Source organism: Kitasatospora sp. NPDC040550, assembly GCF_055594965.1.
In genome coordinates this window covers 82,596-102,586 of sequence record NZ_JBVIWC010000012.1, presented here as the reverse complement: position 1 = coordinate 102,586, position 19,991 = coordinate 82,596, and the positions used below count along the sequence as shown (strand labels likewise).

Annotated in this window: 16 protein-coding genes; 9 read left to right on the top strand and 7 right to left on the bottom strand. The window is 73.6% G+C overall.

Features of this window, described 5'->3' with window-relative positions; translation table 11 throughout:
* Positions 1 to 241: 241 nt before the first annotated feature.
* Entirely contained in the window at positions 242 to 1,132 is an 891-nt protein-coding gene (locus tag ACZ58X_RS19340) for a Fic family protein (RefSeq protein WP_470334824.1), read from the bottom strand.
* A 219-nt stretch (positions 1,133 to 1,351) separates the two neighbouring features.
* Between ACZ58X_RS19340 and ACZ58X_RS19335 the strand changes: the two genes are divergently transcribed.
* From ACZ58X_RS19335 to acs, 3 genes are all read left to right on the top strand, one after another.
* Complete coding sequence (locus tag ACZ58X_RS19335) at positions 1,352 to 2,371, top strand: ATP-binding protein (RefSeq protein WP_470334823.1); 1,020 nt, start codon at positions 1,352 to 1,354, stop codon at positions 2,369 to 2,371.
* Between the two features lie 530 nt (positions 2,372 to 2,901).
* The gene (locus tag ACZ58X_RS19330; RefSeq protein WP_470334822.1) at positions 2,902 to 5,268 is read left to right on the top strand and encodes a SulP family inorganic anion transporter; all 2,367 of its coding nucleotides are present in this window, start codon (positions 2,902 to 2,904) and stop codon (positions 5,266 to 5,268) included.
* 449 nt (positions 5,269 to 5,717) lie between these two features.
* The gene (gene acs, locus ACZ58X_RS19325; RefSeq protein ID WP_470334821.1) at positions 5,718 to 7,679 is read left to right on the top strand and encodes an acetate--CoA ligase; all 1,962 of its coding nucleotides are present in this window, start codon (positions 5,718 to 5,720) and stop codon (positions 7,677 to 7,679) included.
* A gap of 125 nt (positions 7,680 to 7,804) precedes the next feature.
* On the opposite strand, the gene ACZ58X_RS19320 is transcribed toward acs, so the two are convergent.
* A complete protein-coding gene (locus ACZ58X_RS19320) occupies positions 7,805 to 9,172 on the bottom strand; it encodes a serine hydrolase domain-containing protein (protein WP_470334820.1) in 1,368 nt (455 codons plus the stop codon).
* A 542-nt stretch (positions 9,173 to 9,714) separates the two neighbouring features.
* On the opposite strand from ACZ58X_RS19320, the gene nhaA reads away from it, so the two are divergent.
* From nhaA to ACZ58X_RS19300, 4 genes are all read left to right on the top strand, one after another.
* A complete protein-coding gene (gene nhaA, locus ACZ58X_RS19315; RefSeq protein WP_470334819.1) occupies positions 9,715 to 11,109 on the top strand; it encodes a Na+/H+ antiporter NhaA in 1,395 nt (464 codons plus the stop codon).
* Positions 11,110 to 11,391: 282 nt separating this feature from the next.
* The gene (locus tag ACZ58X_RS19310; RefSeq protein ID WP_470334818.1) at positions 11,392 to 11,868 is read left to right on the top strand and encodes a phage holin family protein; all 477 of its coding nucleotides are present in this window, start codon (positions 11,392 to 11,394) and stop codon (positions 11,866 to 11,868) included.
* Between the two features lie 83 nt (positions 11,869 to 11,951).
* A complete protein-coding gene (locus ACZ58X_RS19305; protein ID WP_470334817.1) occupies positions 11,952 to 12,983 on the top strand; it encodes an alpha/beta fold hydrolase in 1,032 nt (343 codons plus the stop codon).
* 143 nt (positions 12,984 to 13,126) lie between these two features.
* The gene (locus ACZ58X_RS19300; RefSeq protein ID WP_470334816.1) at positions 13,127 to 13,336 is read left to right on the top strand and encodes a hypothetical protein; all 210 of its coding nucleotides are present in this window, start codon (positions 13,127 to 13,129) and stop codon (positions 13,334 to 13,336) included.
* Between the two features lie 37 nt (positions 13,337 to 13,373).
* Here the strand turns inward: ACZ58X_RS19300 and ACZ58X_RS19295 are convergent, their stop codons facing one another.
* The 4 genes from ACZ58X_RS19295 to nth all read right to left on the bottom strand — a co-directional run bounded on the left by ACZ58X_RS19295 (position 13,374) and on the right by nth (position 17,111).
* Entirely contained in the window at positions 13,374 to 14,072 is a 699-nt protein-coding gene (locus ACZ58X_RS19295; protein ID WP_470334965.1) for a metal-dependent hydrolase, read from the bottom strand.
* Between the two features lie 147 nt (positions 14,073 to 14,219).
* Positions 14,220 to 15,404 carry a MarP family serine protease gene (locus ACZ58X_RS19290; RefSeq protein WP_470334815.1) on the bottom strand — a complete coding sequence of 395 codons (1,185 nt, stop codon included), beginning with the start codon at positions 15,402 to 15,404 and terminating at the stop codon, positions 14,220 to 14,222.
* A 46-nt stretch (positions 15,405 to 15,450) separates the two neighbouring features.
* On the bottom strand, positions 15,451 to 16,185 hold the full coding sequence (locus tag ACZ58X_RS19285) for an NUDIX hydrolase (protein ID WP_470334814.1): 735 nt from the start codon (positions 16,183 to 16,185) through the stop codon (positions 15,451 to 15,453).
* Entirely contained in the window at positions 16,182 to 17,111 is a 930-nt protein-coding gene (gene nth, locus ACZ58X_RS19280) for an endonuclease III (protein WP_470334813.1), read from the bottom strand. The genes ACZ58X_RS19285 and nth overlap by 4 nt, the downstream gene beginning before the upstream one ends.
* A gap of 198 nt (positions 17,112 to 17,309) precedes the next feature.
* Here nth and ACZ58X_RS19275 point away from each other — a divergent pair, with 198 nt between their 5' ends.
* Entirely contained in the window at positions 17,310 to 17,936 is a 627-nt protein-coding gene (locus tag ACZ58X_RS19275) for an RraA family protein (RefSeq protein ID WP_470334812.1), read from the top strand.
* An 85-nt stretch (positions 17,937 to 18,021) separates the two neighbouring features.
* Here ACZ58X_RS19275 and ACZ58X_RS19270 read toward each other — a convergent pair whose 3' ends face one another.
* Positions 18,022 to 18,840, bottom strand: a complete 819-nt coding sequence (locus ACZ58X_RS19270) for an isocitrate lyase/PEP mutase family protein (RefSeq protein WP_470334811.1) — start codon at positions 18,838 to 18,840, stop codon at positions 18,022 to 18,024.
* Between the two features lie 111 nt (positions 18,841 to 18,951).
* On the opposite strand from ACZ58X_RS19270, the gene ACZ58X_RS19265 reads away from it, so the two are divergent.
* Positions 18,952 to 19,989 carry a DUF5937 family protein gene (locus tag ACZ58X_RS19265; protein ID WP_470334810.1) on the top strand — a complete coding sequence of 346 codons (1,038 nt, stop codon included), beginning with the start codon at positions 18,952 to 18,954 and terminating at the stop codon, positions 19,987 to 19,989.
* Positions 19,990 to 19,991 lie beyond the last annotated feature (2 nt).

The window sequence follows — 19,991 nt, the reverse complement described above, 5'->3', positions numbered from 1 at the left end:
GGGCCGCCGGACCAGACGAACGGGCAGGATCCCCGTCTGATCGGCACTTCCGGTGCATGCTTGGTCACCCGGCTGTCTGCACCAGCGGCGGCACCCAGCAGGATCAGGTGCCGCCGCATCTTCGTGTTTTCACAGCGTTCCCGGCGTTCCCGGCGGGGCACTGTCCGCAGCGCACGCAACGCGCGGCGGGCGCGCACCGGGCGCGGCGCGCGGCCCCCCTCCGTCCCCGGCCCGTTCGGGCTCAGGCCATGCCGCGCTGCATCGCCTCGCAGACCGCCGTGCTCTCCCGCACGCCCAGTCGCAGCGCCCGCCCACAGTGGGCGATCCAGGCTGCCATGCCCTCGGGCGTGCCCGCCAGGTAGCCCGCGAGGGCGCGCCGGTAGGTGTCGGTGCCCAGCTCGGCCAGACCGACCTCGGCGGGGCAGATCGACTTCGGGTCGAGGCCCTCGGCGATCAGCACGATCCGCTGGGCGGCCCGCGCGATCAGCCCGTTGTGGCTGCCGAACGGCCGCAGGGCGAGCAGCTCGCCGTGCACCACCGACGCGACCACCAGGGCCGGCGTACCCACGCCCTGCCCCTCCGCGCGGGCCACCAGCAACCGGGAGAGCTGGTCCAGCCGGGCCGCGACCTCCTCCGCGTCCGGCGCGGGCGGCAGCACGGGCCGCGGCCCGACCGCGGCCTCGACCTCGACGCTCTCCACCGGTTCGAGCTCCAGCGGGAACAGCTCCTCGGCCCCCTCGCCCGCCCGGCGCGGCCGGCCGGCGGCCGGGTCCGCGTCGCCGACCGCGAGCAGGTGCAGCCGGGCCAGCACCTGGAGCGGCGAGTGCCGCCAGACGCTGAGCAGCTGGCCCGCCTCGGCCGTGATCCGCAGGGCCGCGCCGACCGTACGGGCCTCGGCGTCCGCGCTGAAGTCGGTGCGTCGTCGGACCTCCTCCAAGGGCCAGTCGGCCCCGGCCACGGCCGCCGACGCGCGGGCGCCGCGCAGCGCGGACTCGGAGGTGACCTCGGCCGCGCGGCGGCGCATCACCCGGTGGCCGTAGAGCCGGTCGACGGCCTTGCGCACCTCGGCCACGGCGTCGGGCACCCCGGGGAGCTGGGCCAACGGGGCGAGGGGATCTGTTCCAATGCTCACCTACCCGAGAGTAATGAACGGGCGGCCCCTCCTGGAACAGCAACCCCGCATCACCCGTTAGAGGCAATCCTCACTTCCCTCCCCCGGCGGACCCCAAACCCCGGCTAGCATGGCCACTATCGGAGACGATAACGATTTCCAGTTAGGGGGCGCCCCCACATGCGCGCCCCTGAGCACGCGGCCCGCCCCCAGGGCCCAGAGCGAGAGCCGGAGCCCCAGATGAAGATCGCCTTCGTCGGCAAGGGCGGCAGCGGGAAGACCACGCTGTCCGCACTGTTCATCCGCCACCTGGCCGCCATCGGCCGACCGGTGATCGCCGTCGACGCCGACATCAATCAGCACCTCGGCCCCGCACTCGGCCTGACGGACACTCAGGCGGCTGACCTGCCCTCGCTCGGAGCGCACCTGCCGGAGATCAAGGAGTACCTGCGGGGCAGCAACCCGCTGATCCGTTCGGCCGACGAGATGATCAAGACCACGCCGCCCGGCCGCGGTTCGCGCCTGCTGCGGATCGTCGAGGAGAACCCGGTCTACGCCGCCTGCGCCCGCCCGATCGCGCTGGACGAGGGCTCGGTCCGACTGCTGGCGACCGGCGCGTTCACCGAGGAGGACCTCGGGGTGGCCTGCTACCACTCCAAGGTCGGCGCGGTGGAACTGCTGCTCAACCACCTGCTGGACGGCCCGGACGAGTACCTGGTCACCGACATGACGGCCGGCTCGGACTCCTTCGCCTCCGGGCTGTTCACCCGTTTCGACCTCACCTTCCTGGTCGCCGAACCGACCCGCAAGGGCGTCTCGGTCTACCGCCAGTACAAGGACTACGCCCGGGACTTCGGCGTGCAGCTGCGGGTGATCGGCAACAAGGTGCAGGGCCCGGACGACCTGGCGTTCCTGCGCCGCGAGGTCGGCGACGACCTGCTCACCACCTTCGGGCAGTCGGACTGGGTACGCCGACTGGAGCAGGGCGCCGAGCCGCCGTTGAAGTCGCTGGAGCCGGCCAACCGGGCCGTGCTGGAGCAGCTGCGGGTCGAGGCCGAATCGGCGTACGGGCTGCGCGACGAGCACCGCTACACCGAACAGGCGGTGCTCTTCCACCGGCGCAACGCGGAGAGTTGGGCCAACGCCAAGGTCGGCACCGACCTGGCGACCCAGGTGGACGAGGGCTTCGTCCTCGGCGCAACCCCGAGCAACCTCCCGAGCGACCTTCCGAGCGGGCTCCCGGCCGGGGCGTCCGTCTGACACCACCGCGCGGCCCCGCACACGGCACCGCACCGCCACCGACCGGACGGGCCGCGACCTCCCCCTCACCCCGGGGGACGCCGCGGCCCGTTCGCCGTTCCGGCCCCACTCCCGGCCGCCGCCCAGGACTGCCCAGGGGCCGCCCCGAGGATCGCAACAGGGGCCGCAACAGCGGCCGCCGCGAGCCTCCCACCAGCAGATTCCCGTCCGTTCGAACACCACCCAATGGGGTGAACCGGCGATTTTCCGCTTCCCTCCGACGGCGACGCTGTGCAAAGCTTTCATTACCCTCGGTTTACCGAGTCTTGATGGCCCGTTCCGACGGCCCTCGGCGAGACATCCCGCACCTCGCCCTGGCCCCTGGCGGGCCCAGATGGTCGACGCCGGCCGGTGACACCCGCATTCCCCGCCGCGCCCACGCCATCCCGCCACACCGTCGCGACCCACGACAGCCGATCCGCCCCGGAGCCCCACCCCGGACTCACCACCGGACCTGACTGCGTTCGTTCCCCCGGACAGACGGGAAGACCATGACCCTCGACATCTCCAGCGCACCCATCGCCTCCGACACCACCGACCACGCGCCGCCCACCGGCCCCGACTCCCGGGCCCGGTGGACCCAGGACCTCTCCGCCTCCGTGGTGGTCTTCCTGATCGCCGTGCCGTTCTCCCTCGGCATCGCGCTCGCCACCGGCGCCCCGCTCACCGCCGGGCTGGCGGCCGCGGCCGTGGGCGGCATCGTGGTCGGGCTGTGCGGCGGCACCCCCCTCATGGTCAGCGGCCCCTCAGCCGCGCTGACCGTGATCACCGCCGGACTGATCGCCCAGTACGGCTGGCGGGCCACCTGCGCCATCACCCTCGCCGCCGGACTGCTCCAACTCCTGCTCGGTGCACGCCGGGTGGCCCGGACGGCACTCGCGGTCTCACCCGCGATCGTGCACGGCATGCTGGCCGGGGTCGGGCTGACCATCGCCATCGCCCAGCTGCACGTCGTCCTCGGCGGCTCCCCGCAGAGCTCGGCGATCGCCAACCTGCTCGCGATGCCGGGGCAGTTGGCCGGTCCGCACCCACCCGCCCTACTGGCCGGCTCGGTGACCGTGGCCGTGCTGCTGGGCTGGCCCAGACTCGACCGACTCCCGGGCCGCGCGGGCGAGTTCGGTGCCCGCCTGACCAAGGTGCCCGGCCCGCTGGCCGCCGTGGCCGTCGCCACCTCGCTCGCCCTCGCCCTGGACCTGCAGCTCGCCCACATCGAACTGCCCGCCTGGCAGCCGCACTCACTGGTGCCCGCGCTGCCGCACGGTTCGCTCGCCGGGGTGCTCGGCGCCGTCCTCACCGTCACCGCCGTCGCGAGCGTGGAGTCGCTGCTGTCCGCCGTGGCGGTGGACCGGATGTCCCAGCGCACCGGAGACCTCGACCGCGAGCTGCGCGGGCAGGGCCTCGCCAACCTGGTCAGCGGGCTGGTCGGCGGACTGCCGATCGCCGGCGGCGCCGTCCGCAGCACGGCCAACGTCCGGGCCGGCGGGCAGAGCCGGTGGGCCTCGGTCATGCACGGGGCCTGGGTGCTCGCGGCCGCACTGGCGCTGACCGGCGGGCTGCGCCGGATCCCGCTGGCCGCCCTGGCCGCGCTGGTGCTGGTGGTCGGGCTGCAGATGGTGAGCTTCGCGCACATCCGCAACGTGCACCGGCACCGCGAGTTCCCGGTCTACCTGACCACCCTGCTCGCCGTGGTGGCCTTCGGCGTGCTGTGGGGGGTCGGCCTCGGTGCCGCCACCGCCGTGCTGCTCGCGCTCTACCGGCTCACCCGGGCCCATGTGGACGTCGCGACCGGCCCCGACGGCTCGGTCACCGTCCAGACCCACGGCCCGCTCACCTTCACCGCCGTGCCCCGGCTCAGCCGGGCGCTGGCCGGCATCCCCGCGGGCGCCGAGGTCACCGTGGTGCACGACGGCTCGTTCCTGGACCACGCCGCCTACGAGACGCTGCACGACTGGCGGACGGGGCACCAGGCCTCGGGCGGCGAGGTCTCGCTGGTGACGCGGCGCCAGGACGACGAGGTGCTCGACCCCGACGGCACCGTCCGCGCGGGCAGCTCACCGGGTCCGCACCGCTGCCGGGCCTGGACGCCCTGGGGCGGCCACCACTGCATCGAGCAGCAGGAGGACCCGCACGGCCGGCTGCTGGACGGCGTCCGGGTGTTCCAGCAGCACACCGCTCCGCTGGTCCGGCCCGAACTCGCCCGGCTGGCCCGGGAGGGGCAGACGCCGTCCCAGCTCTTCCTGACCTGCGCGGACTCCCGGATGGTGACCAGCATGATCACCAACAGCGGACCGGGTGACCTCTTCACCGTCCGGAACGTCGGCAACCTGGTGCCGGCCCCGTTCGAGCCCGGTGCGGCCGACGACTCGGTGGCCGCCGCGGTGCAGTACGCGGTCGAGGCGCTGGAGGTGCGCTCGATCACGATCTGCGGCCACTCCGGCTGCGGCGCGATGAAGGCCCTGCTGGACGGCGTGCACGAGCGCCCCGGGTCACCCACCCCGTTGGCCCGCTGGCTGCGCAACGGCCGCGGCTCGTTGGACCGGCTCCGACGGGCCCCGGCCGAGTTCGCCGACCGGCCGGTGGTGGACCTCGCGGAGCAGCTCTGCATCACCAACGTGGTGCAGCAGTTGGACCAGCTGCTGGCGAACCCCGCGGTGGAGCGCCGGGTCGAGGAGGGCACCCTGCGCCTGGTCGGGATGTACTTCGACTTCGCCACCGCCCAGGCCTACGTCCTGGACCGCGCCGCCGGGACGTTCAGCCCGGTCGAGGCCCGGCCGGAGGGCGATTCGGCCGAACGGGTGAGAAACGACGCCCGGATGCCGGCCGCCGGCAGCGAGGAAGGGCCTCAGCTGGCCGCTTGAGAGCCGGGTCCGTGTCTCCGCCGGGCGGGCCGGGACACGGACCCTCCGACCGCCGTGCGGTCTGCCGCCTCCGGGCGGCGGGCCGTACGGCGGTCGCGCTGCGGCCGCACGGCGGTCGGACGGCGGTCGAGCCGTGGTCGAGCCGGGATCGGGCGGCGGTCGAGCCGGAATCGTCGCCGTGACCATCACCATGACGTCACCGCCGCCGTGACCGGCACCATGATCACCGTCGTGACCGGGACCACAGTCGTGCGATCGTCGTACGACGATCGGCCCACCGTACGGCGATTTCGGCGATCGACCGTTCGACGATCGGTCAAAGGTCTACACCAATTGCAAGGAGCCTCTTGTCAACTGGCCCGTTCGCCTGGTGAGCTGTGCGCTGGGACACACGGGACAATCCCCACGCACGGGATCGCCCCAGATCATGACTCGATGAGGAGTGCGCGTTGAGCAACGAGAGCCTGGCCAACCTGCTCAAGGAGGAGCGGCGTTTCGCCCCGCCGGCAGAGCTCGCCGCAGCGGCCAACGTCACCGCGGCCGCGTACGCCCAGGCCTCCGAGGACCGTCTGGGCTTCTGGGCCGAGCAGGCCCGGCGCCTGAGCTGGGCCGTCGAGCCGACCGAGACGCTCGACTGGTCCAACCCGCCCTTCGCCAAGTGGTTCGCCGACGGCAAGCTCAACGTGGCCTACAACTGCGTCGACCGCCACGTCGAGAACGGCCTCGGCGACCGGGTCGCCATCCACTTCGAGGGCGAGCCCGGCGACAGCCGCTCGATCACCTACGCGCAGCTCAAGGACGAGGTCTCGCAGGCCGCCAACGCGCTGCTGGAGCTCGGCGTCCGCAAGGGCGACCGGGTCGCCGTCTACCTCCCGATGATCGCCGAGGCGGTCGTCGCGATGCTCGCCTGCGCCCGGATCGGCGCCACCCACTCGGTGGTCTTCGGCGGCTTCTCCGCCGACGCCGTCGCCTCCCGCATCCAGGACGCCCAGGCCAAGCTCGTCATCACCGCCGACGGCGGCTACCGCCGCGGCAAGGCCTCCGCGCTCAAGCCGGCCATCGACGAGGCGCTCACCAAGGTCGACGGCGTCGAGCACGTCCTGGTGATCCGCCGCACCGAGCAGGAGATCGCCTGGACCGAGGGCCGCGACGTCTGGTGGCACGAGATCACGGCGCGTCAGTCCACCGAGCACACCCCCGAGGCGCACGACGCCGAGCACCCGCTGTTCATCCTCTACACCTCGGGCACCACCGGTAAGCCCAAGGGCATCCTGCACACCTCGGGCGGCTACCTCACCCAGGCCAGCTACACCCACCACGCGGTCTTCGACCTCAAGCCGGAGACCGACGTCTACTGGTGCACCGCCGACATCGGCTGGGTCACCGGCCACTCGTACATCGTCTACGGCCCGCTCTCCAACGGCGCCACCCAGGTCATCTACGAGGGCACCCCGGACACCCCGCACCAGGGCCGGTTCTGGGAGATCGTCCAGAAGTACGGCGTGACGATCCTCTACACCGCGCCGACCGCGATCCGCACCTTCATGAAGTGGGGCGACGACATCCCCGCGAAGTTCGACCTGTCCTCGCTGCGGGTGCTGGGCAGCGTCGGCGAGCCGATCAACCCCGAGGCGTGGGTCTGGTACCGCGAGCACATCGGCGGCGGCAAGGCCCCCATCGTCGACACCTGGTGGCAGACCGAGACCGGCGCCATGATGATCAGCCCGCTGCCGGGCGTCACCGAGACCAAGCCGGGCTCGGCCCAGCGCGCCCTGCCGGGCATCGGGGCCACCGTGGTGGACGACGAGGCCAACGAGGTCCCGAACGGCTCCGGCGGCTACCTGGTGCTCACCGAGCCGTGGCCGTCCATGCTCCGCACCATCTGGGGCGACGACCAGCGCTACATCGACACCTACTGGTCGCGCTTCGAGGGCCGCTACTTCGCCGGTGACGGCGCCAAGAAGGACGAGGACGGCGACATCTGGCTGCTCGGCCGGGTGGACGACGTCATGCTGGTCTCGGGCCACAACATCTCCACCACCGAGGTCGAGTCGGCCCTGGTGGGCCACCCGTCCGTGGCGGAGTCCGCCGTGGTGGGCGCCGCCGACCCCACCACCGGCCAGGCCATCGTCGCGTTCGTGATCCTGCGCGGCGGCGTCACCGAGACCCCCGAGCTGGTCGAGGAGCTGCGCGCCCACGTCGGCCGCACGCTCGGCCCGATCGCCAAGCCGAAGCAGATCAAGGTCGTCGGCGAGCTGCCGAAGACCCGTTCCGGCAAGATCATGCGCCGTCTGCTGCGTGACATCGCCGAGGGCCGCGAGGTCGGTGACACCACCACCCTCGCCGACAGCACGGTGATGGGCCAGATCCAGGCCCAGCTGCCGCCGCACGGCAGCGGCAACAACGGCTGACCGAGGCGTCGGAGGCCTTGTCAGAAGCCTTACGGAGCGGGGCCCCGGGCGGTGGAACACCACCCGGGGCCCCGCTGTCACACCGTCACGCCGTCACGCCGTCACTACGTCACGCCGTACGGGGCTCACCCCTCCGCCGCTGACGTACCGGCCACCGTGCCGATCGCCGTGCCGCGCTGGGCGGCCAGGGTGCGCAGGGTCTCGTACGCACCCTGGACGATGCCCCGGCCGCGCAGGACCCGTACTCCCGTCCACGCTCCGACCAGCACCGCCAGCCCGACCTGGGCCCGCGGACTGAACCCGACGAAGGCGCTGAACCCCCGGGTCGACCCGGCCTGGAAGACCAGCTCCTCGACGCCCTCCCCCTCGGCCGGCATCCCCAACGCGCCGATCACGCCGGCCGCACCGGCCTCGCCGCCGTCTCCGTCTCCGTCGCCGTCGCCGTCTCGGTCACCGTCACCGGCCGCGCCGACCCCGCCGGGCTCACCGCCCGGCGCCCACTGGTTCCAGCCCAGGCAGAGCCGGGTACCGCCCCGGCGCCGCCCCACCCTCGGCCGACGGACCTCGCCGAGCGCCGTGCGCAGCGCCGCCGCGTCGGCCCGCTCGGGCAGTGGGACGGCGTCCAGCGACAGGTGCGCCTGGAGGTAGCGGAGCATGTCGTCCGCGGTGGAGCGCAGTGCCGAGGCGCCCGGCAGGGCGGGCAGCCGGAAGGACGGCACCCGTCGGCCGCGCCGGTACCCGCTGACGTCCTCCCGGCCGGGGCCGCTGGAGGTGTCCATCAGGCCGAGCGGCCCGCAGATCCGGGCGGCCAGCAGATCGTCGTAGCGCTGTCCGGCCGCGTTGGCCAGCAGCAGTCCGAGCAGCCCGGAGCCGAGGTTCGAGTACCGCACCTGGGTGCCCGGGGTGCCCCGGACGGGGGTCCGTGACAGTGCGTCGAGCAGGTGGGTCGGCCCGAACGTGGCGTAGGGGCGGGTGAACCACCGGGGTGCCGCGGTCGGCAGCAGGCCGACCGGTAGCCGGGGCAGGCCGGAGGTGTGGGTGGCCAGGTGAAGCAGGGTGATCGGCCGCTCGTGCGGGTAGCCGGGGAGGGCGTTCGCGGGGAGGTAGCGGTCGATCGGGTCGTCGTAACGGACCTCGCCGCGGGCGGCCATCTCGGCGAGCAGCAGCCCGGTGAAGGTCTTGGTGACGGACCCGAGCTCGAAACGGGTGTCGGCCCGGACGGGGTGGCGGCCGGAGCGGTCGGAGTGCCCCCGGCAGGCGACCGTCCGCTCGTCGCCACGGATCACCACGACGGCGACGCCGCCGTCCGGGCCGGCGGAGCGGAACAGCGGACGGAGCAGCCGGTCGAGGTCCGCCGGGACGTCCTCGGCGACGTCGGCACGGAACCCCGGGCGGAACCCCGGGCGGAACTCAGGGCGGGACTCAGGGCGGAACTCCGGGCGGGACTCCGGGTCAGCATCCGCGAGGGCCTGGGCGTCCGGAAGAACGCCCACGGCGCGCCCGGGAACAGACCCCGGGACGGACCCCGGAACGGACCCCGGAACGGACCCCGGGCGAAGGTCCGGACGGGCTCCGGGGCGGACGTCCGGGTGGAGCACCCGGCCGGCACGCCGGTCGGCGTCGGCGGGCTCACCGGGTAAGAGGGGCGGTTGGGGCAGGGTGGTGCCGCCACCGGGCATGGTCGTGCCTCCAGCAAGAACAGCGGGAACAGCGGGATCGGATCGGAAGGGGGTGCGCACCGGCCCGGATCGGGCGGGCGCCTGCGATCGACCTTAGGGAGCCGTTCACCCGACTGCACTCGGCCTGGGCCGTTCGGGTACCGGTCCGTTGCTCCTCGGGGGTGCAGAAGCAGCCCGCAGGGCTTAAGTCATTTACTAGGACAATCCGGATGTCACCCGAACGTCCCGTTAGACTGTTAAGGACGCATCAAGGTCCTTGACAGGATCCGCGGGCGTCACAGGGCGCGCCGGGAAGTCTGGTCGGCAACTGCACCACCCGTGCATCCGTTTGCCGCTCCCAGCCCCAGGAGGTCCCCGTGACCGACCAGCCGCCCGCCCACGAGCCGACGACCCGCCGCCGGCAGTTCCTCGGCCGGCTGTCACTGCCCGAGCGCACCTTCGTCACCGACGCCCTGCGGACCGAGACCGTCGGCGGCATGCTGCTGCTGGCCGCTGCCGTGGTCGCACTGATCTGGGCCAACGTCTGGCCGGACGCCTACGAGAGCGTGCTCGATCACCGGATCGGCCCCTCCGCCCCGCTCCACCTCGACCTCACCCTGGCCAACTGGGCCAAGGACGGCCTGCTGACGGTCTTCTTCTTCGTGGCCGGCATCGAGCTCAAACGCGAGTTCGTCGCGGGCGAGCTGCGCACCCCGAGCGCCGCGCTGCTGCCGGTGATCGCCGCCGTCTGCGGCGTCGCCCTGCCCGCGATCCTCTTCGCCCTGGTCAACTCCGGCAGCGGCGGCCACCCCGGCGGCTGGGCCATCCCGACCGCCACCGACATCGCCTTCGCCCTCGGGGTGCTGGCCGTGGTCGGCAGTCACCTGCCCTCCGCGCTGCGCGCCTTCCTGCTGACCCTGGCCGTGGTCGACGACCTGATCGCGATCCTGATCATCGCGGTCTTCTACAGCTCCGGGATCAAGTTCTGGGCGCTCGGCCTGGCCTTCGCCGGCCTGGTGCTGTTCTGGTTCCTGCACCGGCGCGGGGTGAAGGGCTGGTACCTGTTCGTGCCGCTGGCCCTGGTGGTCTGGGCGCTGATGCACGAGAGCGGCATCCACGCCACGGTCGCCGGCGTCGCGATGGGCCTGATGCTGCGATGCCACCGGGAGGGCGACGAGCAGCACTCCCCCGGCGAACACATCGAGCACCTGGTCCGCCCGCTCTCGGCCGGACTGGCCGTCCCGGTGTTCGCGCTGTTCGCGGCCGGGGTGACGATCTCCGGCCCGGCCCTGCGTGAGGTGTTCACCCAGGCCGCCCCGCTCGGCATCGTGATCGGCCTGCTGGTCGGCAAGACGGTGGGCATATTCGGCGGCACCTGGCTGGCCGCCCGGTTCACCCGGGCCGAGCTGAACCCCCAGCTCAAGTGGGGCGACCTGTTCGCCGTCTCGGTGCTCGCCGGGATCGGCTTCACCGTCTCGCTGCTGATCAGCGAACTGGCGTTCCCGGACGACCTGGCGCTGGCCGACCGCTCCAAGACGGCCGTCCTGGTCGGCTCGCTGCTCTGCGCGGTGGTCGCCACCGTGCTGCTCAAGCTGCGCAACCGGCACTACCGCGCCCTGTGCGAGGAGGAGGACCGGGACGAGGACGGCGACGGCATCCCGGACGTCTACCAGCAGGACGACCCGGCCTGGCGGGCCCGGACCGCCGACCCGGCGACGCTCGCCGAGGCGCCCCGGCCCCGGCCGGGCGAAGGCCCCGGCACCGACCGCTGAACCCCGCCGAGGGGCCCCGCCGAGCGTTGCGGAGGGCCCTGCGGAACCCCGCCGAGGGACGCCGCCGGACCCCGCCGAGGGGCGCCGCGGAGCACCCCGCAGCCGCCTTCCGAAGCCAGGACACGTCCCTCCGGCGGGGCCCCGGAGTGGTGTCCGACTGACCGGTAGGGGCATGATTCTGAGCTGTCGACACACCACTGACGCCTCCGGACCCCCCACCGGCCCCGGAAACCGCGCACCGCGACGGCGTCACGCCGCAACAGCCGCAGAGGAGAACCGCTGATGCCCGCAGGAGCCGCAGACCCGTCCAGCAACGGCCGGGCGCCCTATGAGGGCGAGCGTTCGGTGGGGCAGCTGTTCGCGGCGGCCACCGCCGACCTGAGCGCACTCGTCCACGACGAGATCGCGCTCGCCAAGTCCGAGATCAAGGCGGACGTCAAGCGCGGCGTCTCCGGCGGTGTCTCGGTCGCCGTCGCCGCCGTGGTGCTCCTGTTCTCCGTCCCGATGCTGAGTGCCGCGTTCGCCTTCGGCATCCACGCACTGGGCCTGTCGCTCGGCTGGTCCTTCCTCATCGTGGCGGCCGCCTACTGGGTGCTGGCCGCCATCCTCTTCGTGCTGGCGCGGCGCTTCTTCAAGAAGATCCAGAAGCCGGAGCGGACCATCGAGGGCGTCCAGAAGACCGCCGAGGTGCTCAAGAACGCCCGGCCGCGCCCGGCCACCCAGGAGGAGATCGACCGGGGCCTGGGCCGCATCCCGTAACCGCCCCCGCCCGTACGTGCCCGGACCCGCCCGCAGCGAGTGCCGGGCACGTGTCATTCGCACGGATGTGACAGGCTCTCGGTATGCCGCTCGACCAGAAGCCCGTCCCCGCGCAGCCGTCCGCCGTCTCCGGCCCCGCCTTGGGGCCCGAGGCCGGCCCGGAGGCCGCCGGGGGCGCCGCCGTCCCCGGACGGTCCGACGACGCCGCTGCCGAGGCGTGGAGCATCCGGCAGTCCGGTCCGTGGACGCACCGGGACCTGGCCGCCAACGGTGCCCGGTTCCACATCACCGAGCTGGGCTCCGGCCCGCTGGTGCTGCTGGTGCACGGCTGGCCCGAGTACTGGTGGGCCTGGCGCCACCAGCTGACCGCGCTGGCCGAGGCGGGCTACCGCGCCGTGGCGCTCGACCTGCGCGGCATCGGCGGCAGCGACCGCACCCCGCGCGGCTACGACCCGGGCAACCTCGCCCTGGACATCACCGGGGTGATCCGCTCGCTCGGCGAGCGCCGCGCGCACCTGGTGGGGCACGCCTCCGGCGGCACCCTGGCCTGGGTGGCGGCGGTGATGCGCCCGTCGGTGCTCCAGAGCCTCACCGTGGTCTCCGCGGCGCACCCCCGGGACCTGCGCCGGGCGCTGCTGACGGACCGCAAGCAGATCGCCGCCTTCGATCACGTGCTGGGCTTCCAGCGGCCGTGGATACCGGAACGCCGTCTGGTCGCCGACGACGCGGCGCTGGTGGGCCGCTACCTGGACGAGTGGACCGGGCCGAACAAGCTGGACGGGGCGGCGGTGCACGCGTACCGGCAGGCGATCCAGATCCCCAGCACCGCGCACTGCTCGATCGAGCCGTACCGCTGGCTGCTGCGCTCGATGGCCCGGCCGGACGGCATCCAGTTCGCCCGTCGGATGAAGAAGCCGATCACCGCGCCGACCCTGCACGTCCAGGGCGCCGCGGACCCGGTCCTGCTGTCGCACACCGCGCTGGGCGGCGGCGAGTACGTGGCGGCGCCGTACCGCTGGCGGCTGCTGCCTGGGGTCGGGCACTTCCCGCACGAGGAGGCTCCGGAGGAGTTCACGGCGGAGCTGCTGGACTGGGTCGGTCGCCACAAGGAGTGACGACCGGAGGGCCCGCCCCAGGGCTCCCGGAAGGGGTCGAAAGTCCCAACTCCCTTGATGTTGCGCTCATATGACATGCGCATGGGCCAGTTTCGGCGAACCCGGGCGATTACTCCCTCCGGCTCAGGGGCATCCCTTCCGGTATGACCTGGATGCCCGATCGCGGCGACGCCCCGCGCGGCCGACGCCACAACAGTCCCCAGCGCCCCGCACACCTCCCCGACTGGGCGGAGGACCTCGGCTTCGAGGGCCTCGACCGCCGCCAGCGCGGGGCGCAGCGGCAGATGGGCATCCCGCGCATCCTCGGCCGGCGCGCCCGCTGGGTGGGCGCACGGCTGCGGCGCGAGACCTGAGGCCCCGCGCCGCGTCGGACAGCCGGAGAGCGGCCGGTCAGTTCACGATCTGCGGTGACAGCGCCGTGAACCAGAGCAGCACGAAGGTCGCCACCGACATGATCGGCACCAGCACCTTGGTCTCGACGTTGTTGCCGCTGCGCTTGATCAGCACGATCTCGTAGCGCTCCTTGTGCGGCCACAGCAGCGGCGCGCCCTTCTTGGTCAGGCAGTCGCCCAGCAGGTGCGCCAGCGTGCCCAGCCCGACCGCGTACGGCAGCCAGCCGGGCGCGTTGGGCATCCAGGTGTTCATCCCGAAGGTGCCGAGCGCGGCCAGGCCGATGACGGTGATCCACGCCTCCGGGCCGTTGCTCGGCGGGCAGAGCCGCAGTGCCTTGATCGCCAGTGCCAGCAGGAAGAACGTCACCGTGAGGGTGAAGTAGCGGCCCAGGAAGGTGACGCCGGCCCAGGTGCCGCCGCCCATCAGCGCGACGAACAGCAGCGAGTGGGTGGCGTGCCGGTGCCCGCCGGAGGCCCAGGCCACGAAGCGGCAGAGCGCCTTGGAGAGCGGGCCGAGGAAGTTGGCGATCGAACCGTCGTGGTGGTCGAGGTCCGGCAGCAGTGCCGCGCCCGCGCACAGCACCGTGCCCATCAGTATGTCCGCCGGCTGCAGCGTGGTGTGCAGCAGCAGCGGGGGCAGGAACGGGGCGGAGGCCGCGTACAGCATCGCCCCACTCACCGCGTGCGAATGACCCATCATCGGACTACCACGACCTCCCGTTGACTCACTCCGGGACGGCAACCCGGTTGAGCCGAACGGGTGAGCGCGGCCGAGGCTACCAGGGCGGCCTGACGGTACGACGGATCCCGCACCGGCGGGCCCCCGCGGTTTCGGAGCGCGCCCTCAGAGTGCGCAGCCCTGGGTGTCCACCCGGCCGCTCGCGGTGCTGCCCGCCGTCGCGTCCTCGCGCACCTCGGCCGAGGTCAGCACGTACCCGGTGTCGGCGCTGTCCAGGGACTTGGCGAACACCACTCCGTACACCTGCCCGTCCGGGGTGAGCAGCGGGCCGCCGCTGTTGCCCTGGCGGACCAGCGAGCGCACCGAGTAGACGTCGCGCACCACCTGGCCGCGGTGGTAGATGTCCGGGCCGTTGGCCTGGATCCGGCCGCGGATGCGGGCGGGCTGGACGTTGAAGGCGCCGTTCTCGGGGAAGCCCGCGACGATCGCGCTGTCGTTGGTCCTCGCCTCGCCCGCGAAGGCCAGCGGGGGCGCGTTGAGCTTGGGCACGTCCAGGACGGCGATGTCCCGCTGCCAGTCGTAGCGGACCACCGTGGCGTCGTACAGCTGGCCGACGCCGCCGATCTGCACGGTCGGCTCGTCGACGCCGCCCACCACGTGGGCGTTGGTCATCACCCGGTGCGGGGCGAAGACGAAGCCGCTGCCCTCCAGGGTCTTGCCGCAGGAGGTCGCGGTGCCGACCACCTTGACCAGGCTCTGCCGCGCCCGGGCCACCGCCGGGCTGTTGGCCAGCGCCGGGTCCGGGGTGTCGACCTGGGTGATCGGCTCGTGCTCGAAGGGGTTGAAGACCTGTGGGAAGCCGTTGCGGGCGAGCACCTTGGAGAAGTCGGAGAACCAGTTCGGCGCGTCACCCGGCAGCGCCTCCTGGACACCGCTGAGGATCGCCGAGGAGCGGACCTGCTTGGAGACCGTCGGCAGGGACGTGCCGGCCAGCGCGGAGCCGATCAGCCAGGCGACCAGCAGCATCGAGATCACGTTGACCACCGCGCCGCCGGACGCGTCCAGCACCCGGGCCGGACGGCGGTCGATGTGGCCGCGCAGCTTCCAGCCGTAGTGCGCGGTGACCGCCTGGCCGATCGCGGCGCAGACGATCACCACCACCACGGCCACCACCGAGGCCGTGGTGCCGGGGCTGAGGTGGTCGAGCAGCAGCGGCAGCAACTGGACGGCCAGCAGGCCGCCGCCGAGGAAGCCGACGAGCGACAGGACGCCCACCACGAAGCCCTGCCGGTAGCCCGAAATGGCGAATCCGACGGCGGCGAGGATCAGCAGCACATCCAGCACGTTCACTCCGACACCCTCCCACGCTTCGCGACCGTGCCGCGCCGACGGTCCGTCACGAGCCGTCGGCGCCGCCGCCCGGCAGGGCCCGGGAGTGTTCGAGGTCGCCCTGGACGAGCGCCAGGGCGTCGTCCGAGAGGTCGACGACCCGGGACGGGTCCCACGGCCGCTCCAGCCCGCTGTGGTGCAGCACCCGGTCGATCACCCCGGCGGTGAACCCCCAGACCAGCCGCCCGGCCACCGCGAAGGCCGGCCCGACGTGACCGGACGGGTGCCGCAGCCGGACCCGGTTCGCCGGGTCGGCGAGGTCGGCGATCGTCACCCGGAACACCGCGCCGGTCTCGCCCCGGTCCACCGGCCGCACCGGCGACTCCTCGCGCCACCAGCCCAGCACCGGGGTCACCACGAAGCGGCTCACCGGGATGTACAGCCGGGGCAGCGCGGCGAAGACCTGTACCCCGGCCGGGTCCAGTCCGGTCTCCTCCCAGGCCTCGCGCAGCGCCGCCGCGATCGGGCCGGAGCCGTCCGGGTCGCCGTCCTCCGGGTCCAGCGCGCCGCCCGGGAAGGACGGCTGGCCGGCGTGCGAGCGCAGTGAGCGGGCCCGCTCGATCAGCAGCAGGTCCGGCCCGTCGGGGCCCTCGCCGAACAGCATCAGCACCGCTGCCGCCCGGCCGCCCTCGCTCGGCGGCAGGAAGCGGCTCAGCTGCTCCGGCAGCACCCGCTCGGCCGCGTCCCGGACCGGCTCCAGCCAGCCCGGCAGGTCGTTCCGCTCGACAACACCCGTGGTCACGCTTCCACCCCCTGGTCCGCGACCCGCCCCTGGTGGGCGGCCGCGTCGGCGCGGGCGGCAGCCTCGCCGGGGAAGTCCGACGGCGGCCTGAGCCGCTGGCCGGGCTGGCCGCCCATCTCGTACTTGAGCAGCTTGCGGGCCTTCTCCGGATCCAGCTCGCCCTCCCCGTACGCGGGGCAGAGCGGCGCGATCGGGCAGGCCCCGCAGGCGGGCTTCTGGGAGTGGCAGATCCGCCGGCCGTGGAAGACCACGCGGTGCGACAGCATCGTCCACTCCGACTTCGGGAAGATCTCGGCGACGGCCAGCTCGACCTTCACCGGGTCGTCCTCGGTGGTCCAGCCGAACCGGCGGGCCAGCCGCCCGAAGTGGGTGTCCACGGTGATCCCGGGGACTCCGAAGGCGTTGCCGAGCACCACGTTGGCGGTCTTGCGACCGACCCCGGGCAGGGTCACCAGGTCGGCCAGCCGGCCCGGGACCTCGCCGCCGAACTCGTCGCGCAGCGCGGTCGAGAGGCCGATCAGCGACTTCGCCTTGTTCCGGAAGAAGCCGGTCGGGCGGATGATCTCCTCCAGCTCCTCCGGGTTCGCCGCCGCCATGTCCTCGGGCGTCGGGTACTTCGCGAACAGCGCCGGGGTGGTCTGGTTCACCCGCAGGTCGGTGGTCTGCGCCGACAACACGGTGGCCACCAGCAGCTGGAACGGGTTCTCGAAGTCCAGCTCCGGGTGGGCGTACGGGTACAGCTCCGCCAGCTCGCGGTTGATCCGCCGGGCCCGGCGCACCATCGCCAGGTGCGACTCGGGCTTCCTCGGCTTCACCGCCGTCTTCTTGGCCGCCGTCTTCTTCGCGGCCGTCTTCTTCGCGGCCGTCTTCGCAGCGGGCTCCGCGGCCGGCTTGGTCGCGGTCTTCCGGGCCTTGCTCTCTGCCATGCACGAAGGCTACGCCGAGCGGCGGACCGCTTGGGGCGGATCAAGGAGGGAAGAACGGACGGCCGCCGTCCGGTCGGCCGAGGACGTGGCGGGGCGGGTACGGGCGGGCAGATGGCGGGGCCCGGTGCTCCGATCACCAGCCCGTTCTAGTCTTCCGATCGTCCGACCATCGAGGGAACGATCGAGGAAAGAGGAAGCATGGACGGGGACTTCAAGGACTTCACGGACATTCCCACCACCACCCTGGCCGACGTCCTGGGCCGCGCCCGGGTCATGGACATCGGACTGCGCCCGCTGTGGGCGGGCATGCCCCGGGTGGCCGGACCGGCCTTCACCGTGCAGTGCCCGCCCGGCGACAACCTGATGCTGCACGCCGCGATCTACCGGGCCGAGCCCGGCTCGGTGATCGTGGTGGAGTCCGGCGACCTGGACTACGCGCTGGCCGGCGGCAACGTCTGCGCGGTGGCCCAGCGCCGGGGCGTCGCCGCCTTCGTGGCCGACGGCCTGATCCGGGACCTCGCCGAGGTCCGCGAACTGGGCTTCCCGGTGGTCGCCCGGGGCGTCATCCCGATCCCCGGCGCCAAGAAGCAGCTGGGCGCCCACGGCGTCCCGGTGCGCTGCGGCGGCGTGCTGGTGGCGCCCGGCGACATCGTGGTGGCCGACGAGGAGGGCGTCGTGGCGGTGCCCGCCGCCGAGCGGACGGCGGTCCTGGAGGCGGCCCGGGCCAAGCTGGCCAAGGAGGCCGCCGAAACCCTGGACGACTGGGAGGCCGCCCACCGCGCCCGGATCGAGCAGAGCCTGACCGAGCTGGGCTTCACGGGCTGAGGTCCCCTCGGGCCGGTACGGCCGATTCGGCCGGTGCAGGCCGGTGCAGGCCGTACCGCCGGTCCAGGTCGGTAGCAGGTCAGGGTCAGTACAGCCCGTTCAGCTCCCCGAAGCCGAGCGCCCCGTCGAGTTCCGTCAGCGTCCCGGCGCCGAGCAGCTCGACGGCGGCCCGGTGGGCCGCCGTGTACGCGGCCTGGGCGAGGCCGGTGCCGACGCTGACCCGCCGCACACCGGCGGCGGCCAGCTCGGCGACGGTCGGCCCGCCCGGCCCGGCCATCGCGTTCACCGGCAGCGGGGAGCGCCGGCACAGCTCGGCGAGCAGGTCGAGGTCCAGCAGCCCGGGGACGAACAGGCCGTCGGCGCCCGCCCGGGCGTAGGCCCCGGCCCGGGTCAGGACGTCGTCGAGCCCGCCCAGGCCGAACAGGAAGACGTCGGTCCGGACGTTGACCAGCAGCTCGGGCAGTCCGGCCGCCGCGGCCGCCGTCCGGGCCGCGCGCAGCCGCTCGGCCTGCTCGGCCACCGGGAACAGCGGCCCGCCGACGGCCGTCGAGTCCTCCAGGTTGACCCCGGCAGCGCCGGCGCCGACCAGCTCGGTGACGGTCGCGGCCACGTCGGCGGGCAGCGGCCCGTAGCCGCCCTCGGCGTCGACGGTGACCGGCAGGTCCACCGCGGCGACGACCCGGCGGGCCGCCGCGACCGCTGCCGCCCGGTCCATCCGCTGGCCGTCGCCGTGTCCGAGCGACCAGGAGACGCCGCCGCTGGTGGTGGCGATGGCCCGGGCGCCGGCCGAGGCGATCACCGCGGCGCTGCCCGCGTCCCAGGCGTTGGGCAGGACGAGCACGCCCTCCGCGAGGAGTTCGCGCAGCCGCAGCGCCCGCTCGCGGGCCTCGGAGGTGGTGGACATGGTGGTCACCGGCTTTCGTACGGATCGGTGGGACGCAGGCATCCTGCGCCCCGCTCCGGGCCGGCCACCAGTGATTAAGCTGGGGCCGAATCTTCCGAAGGGGGCCGCATCGTGCGGACGGAACTCCACTTCTCCACCCAGGACTTGGCGCTGACCCGGTTCGCGGTCAGCCCGATGCAGGAGGTGGTGACCAGCCTGCGCGCGCTGGCCCGCTCCCCCGTCCCGGCGCTGCACCGCCGCTGGGCCGGCCAGGTGCGCGAGCGGCTGGCCGCCGCCGGGCTGGACCGGGGCCGGCTGGCCGCGATGGTCCCGCCCGAGGGTCACCTGCCCGACTTCCTCAACCCCGCCCCGGCGGGTTGCTCGACCACGCTCGCCGAGGAGCTGGCCGCGATCACCGCGACCGGCGCCGGGCAGGTCCGCGCCGACCTCGACATCCTGGCCGCCGAGGCTGGCGGTCGGCTGCCCACCGCCCTGGAACCGCTGCACCGCGACCCGGTCGGCCAGCTGCCCCGGCTGGCCGCCGAGATCGAGGCGTACTGGGAGCTGGCGCTCGCCCCCTACTGGGCCCGGATCAGCGCGCTGCTGGCCGCGGACGTCTTCCACCGCTCCCGGCAGGCCGCCGAGCACGGCAGCGCGCGGATGCTGGACGACCTGCACGAGACGGTCCGCTGGGACGGCACCGCGCTGCGCCTGGAGCACCGTCACTGCGCGGTGAACCGGCTGAACGCCGCGGCCGGACTGCTGCTGGTGCCCTCGGCCTTCGCCTGGCCGCGGGTGCTCACCCGGGTACTGCCGCCGGACCCGCCGCAGCTGGTCTACCCGGCGCGCGGCACGGCCGCGCTCTGGGAGGAGCGCCCGGACTCGCCCGCGCGCACCGACGCGCTGGCCGCCGTCCTCGGCCGCTCCCGGGCCCGGCTGCTGGCCGAGCTGGACTCCCCGGCCTCGACCACCGAGCTGGCCCGCCGGACCGGACTGTCCCCGGCCGCCGTCTCCCAGCACCTCACCGCCCTGCGTACGGCGGGCCTGACCAGCGCCCACCGGGCCGGACACGCCGTCCTCTCCGCACGCACCGCCGTGGGCGACTCCCTGTTCGGTCAGAACGGACAGCAGTTCGACCGGGCGGCCGCCGCCGGGCGCCCCGCCCCGTGACC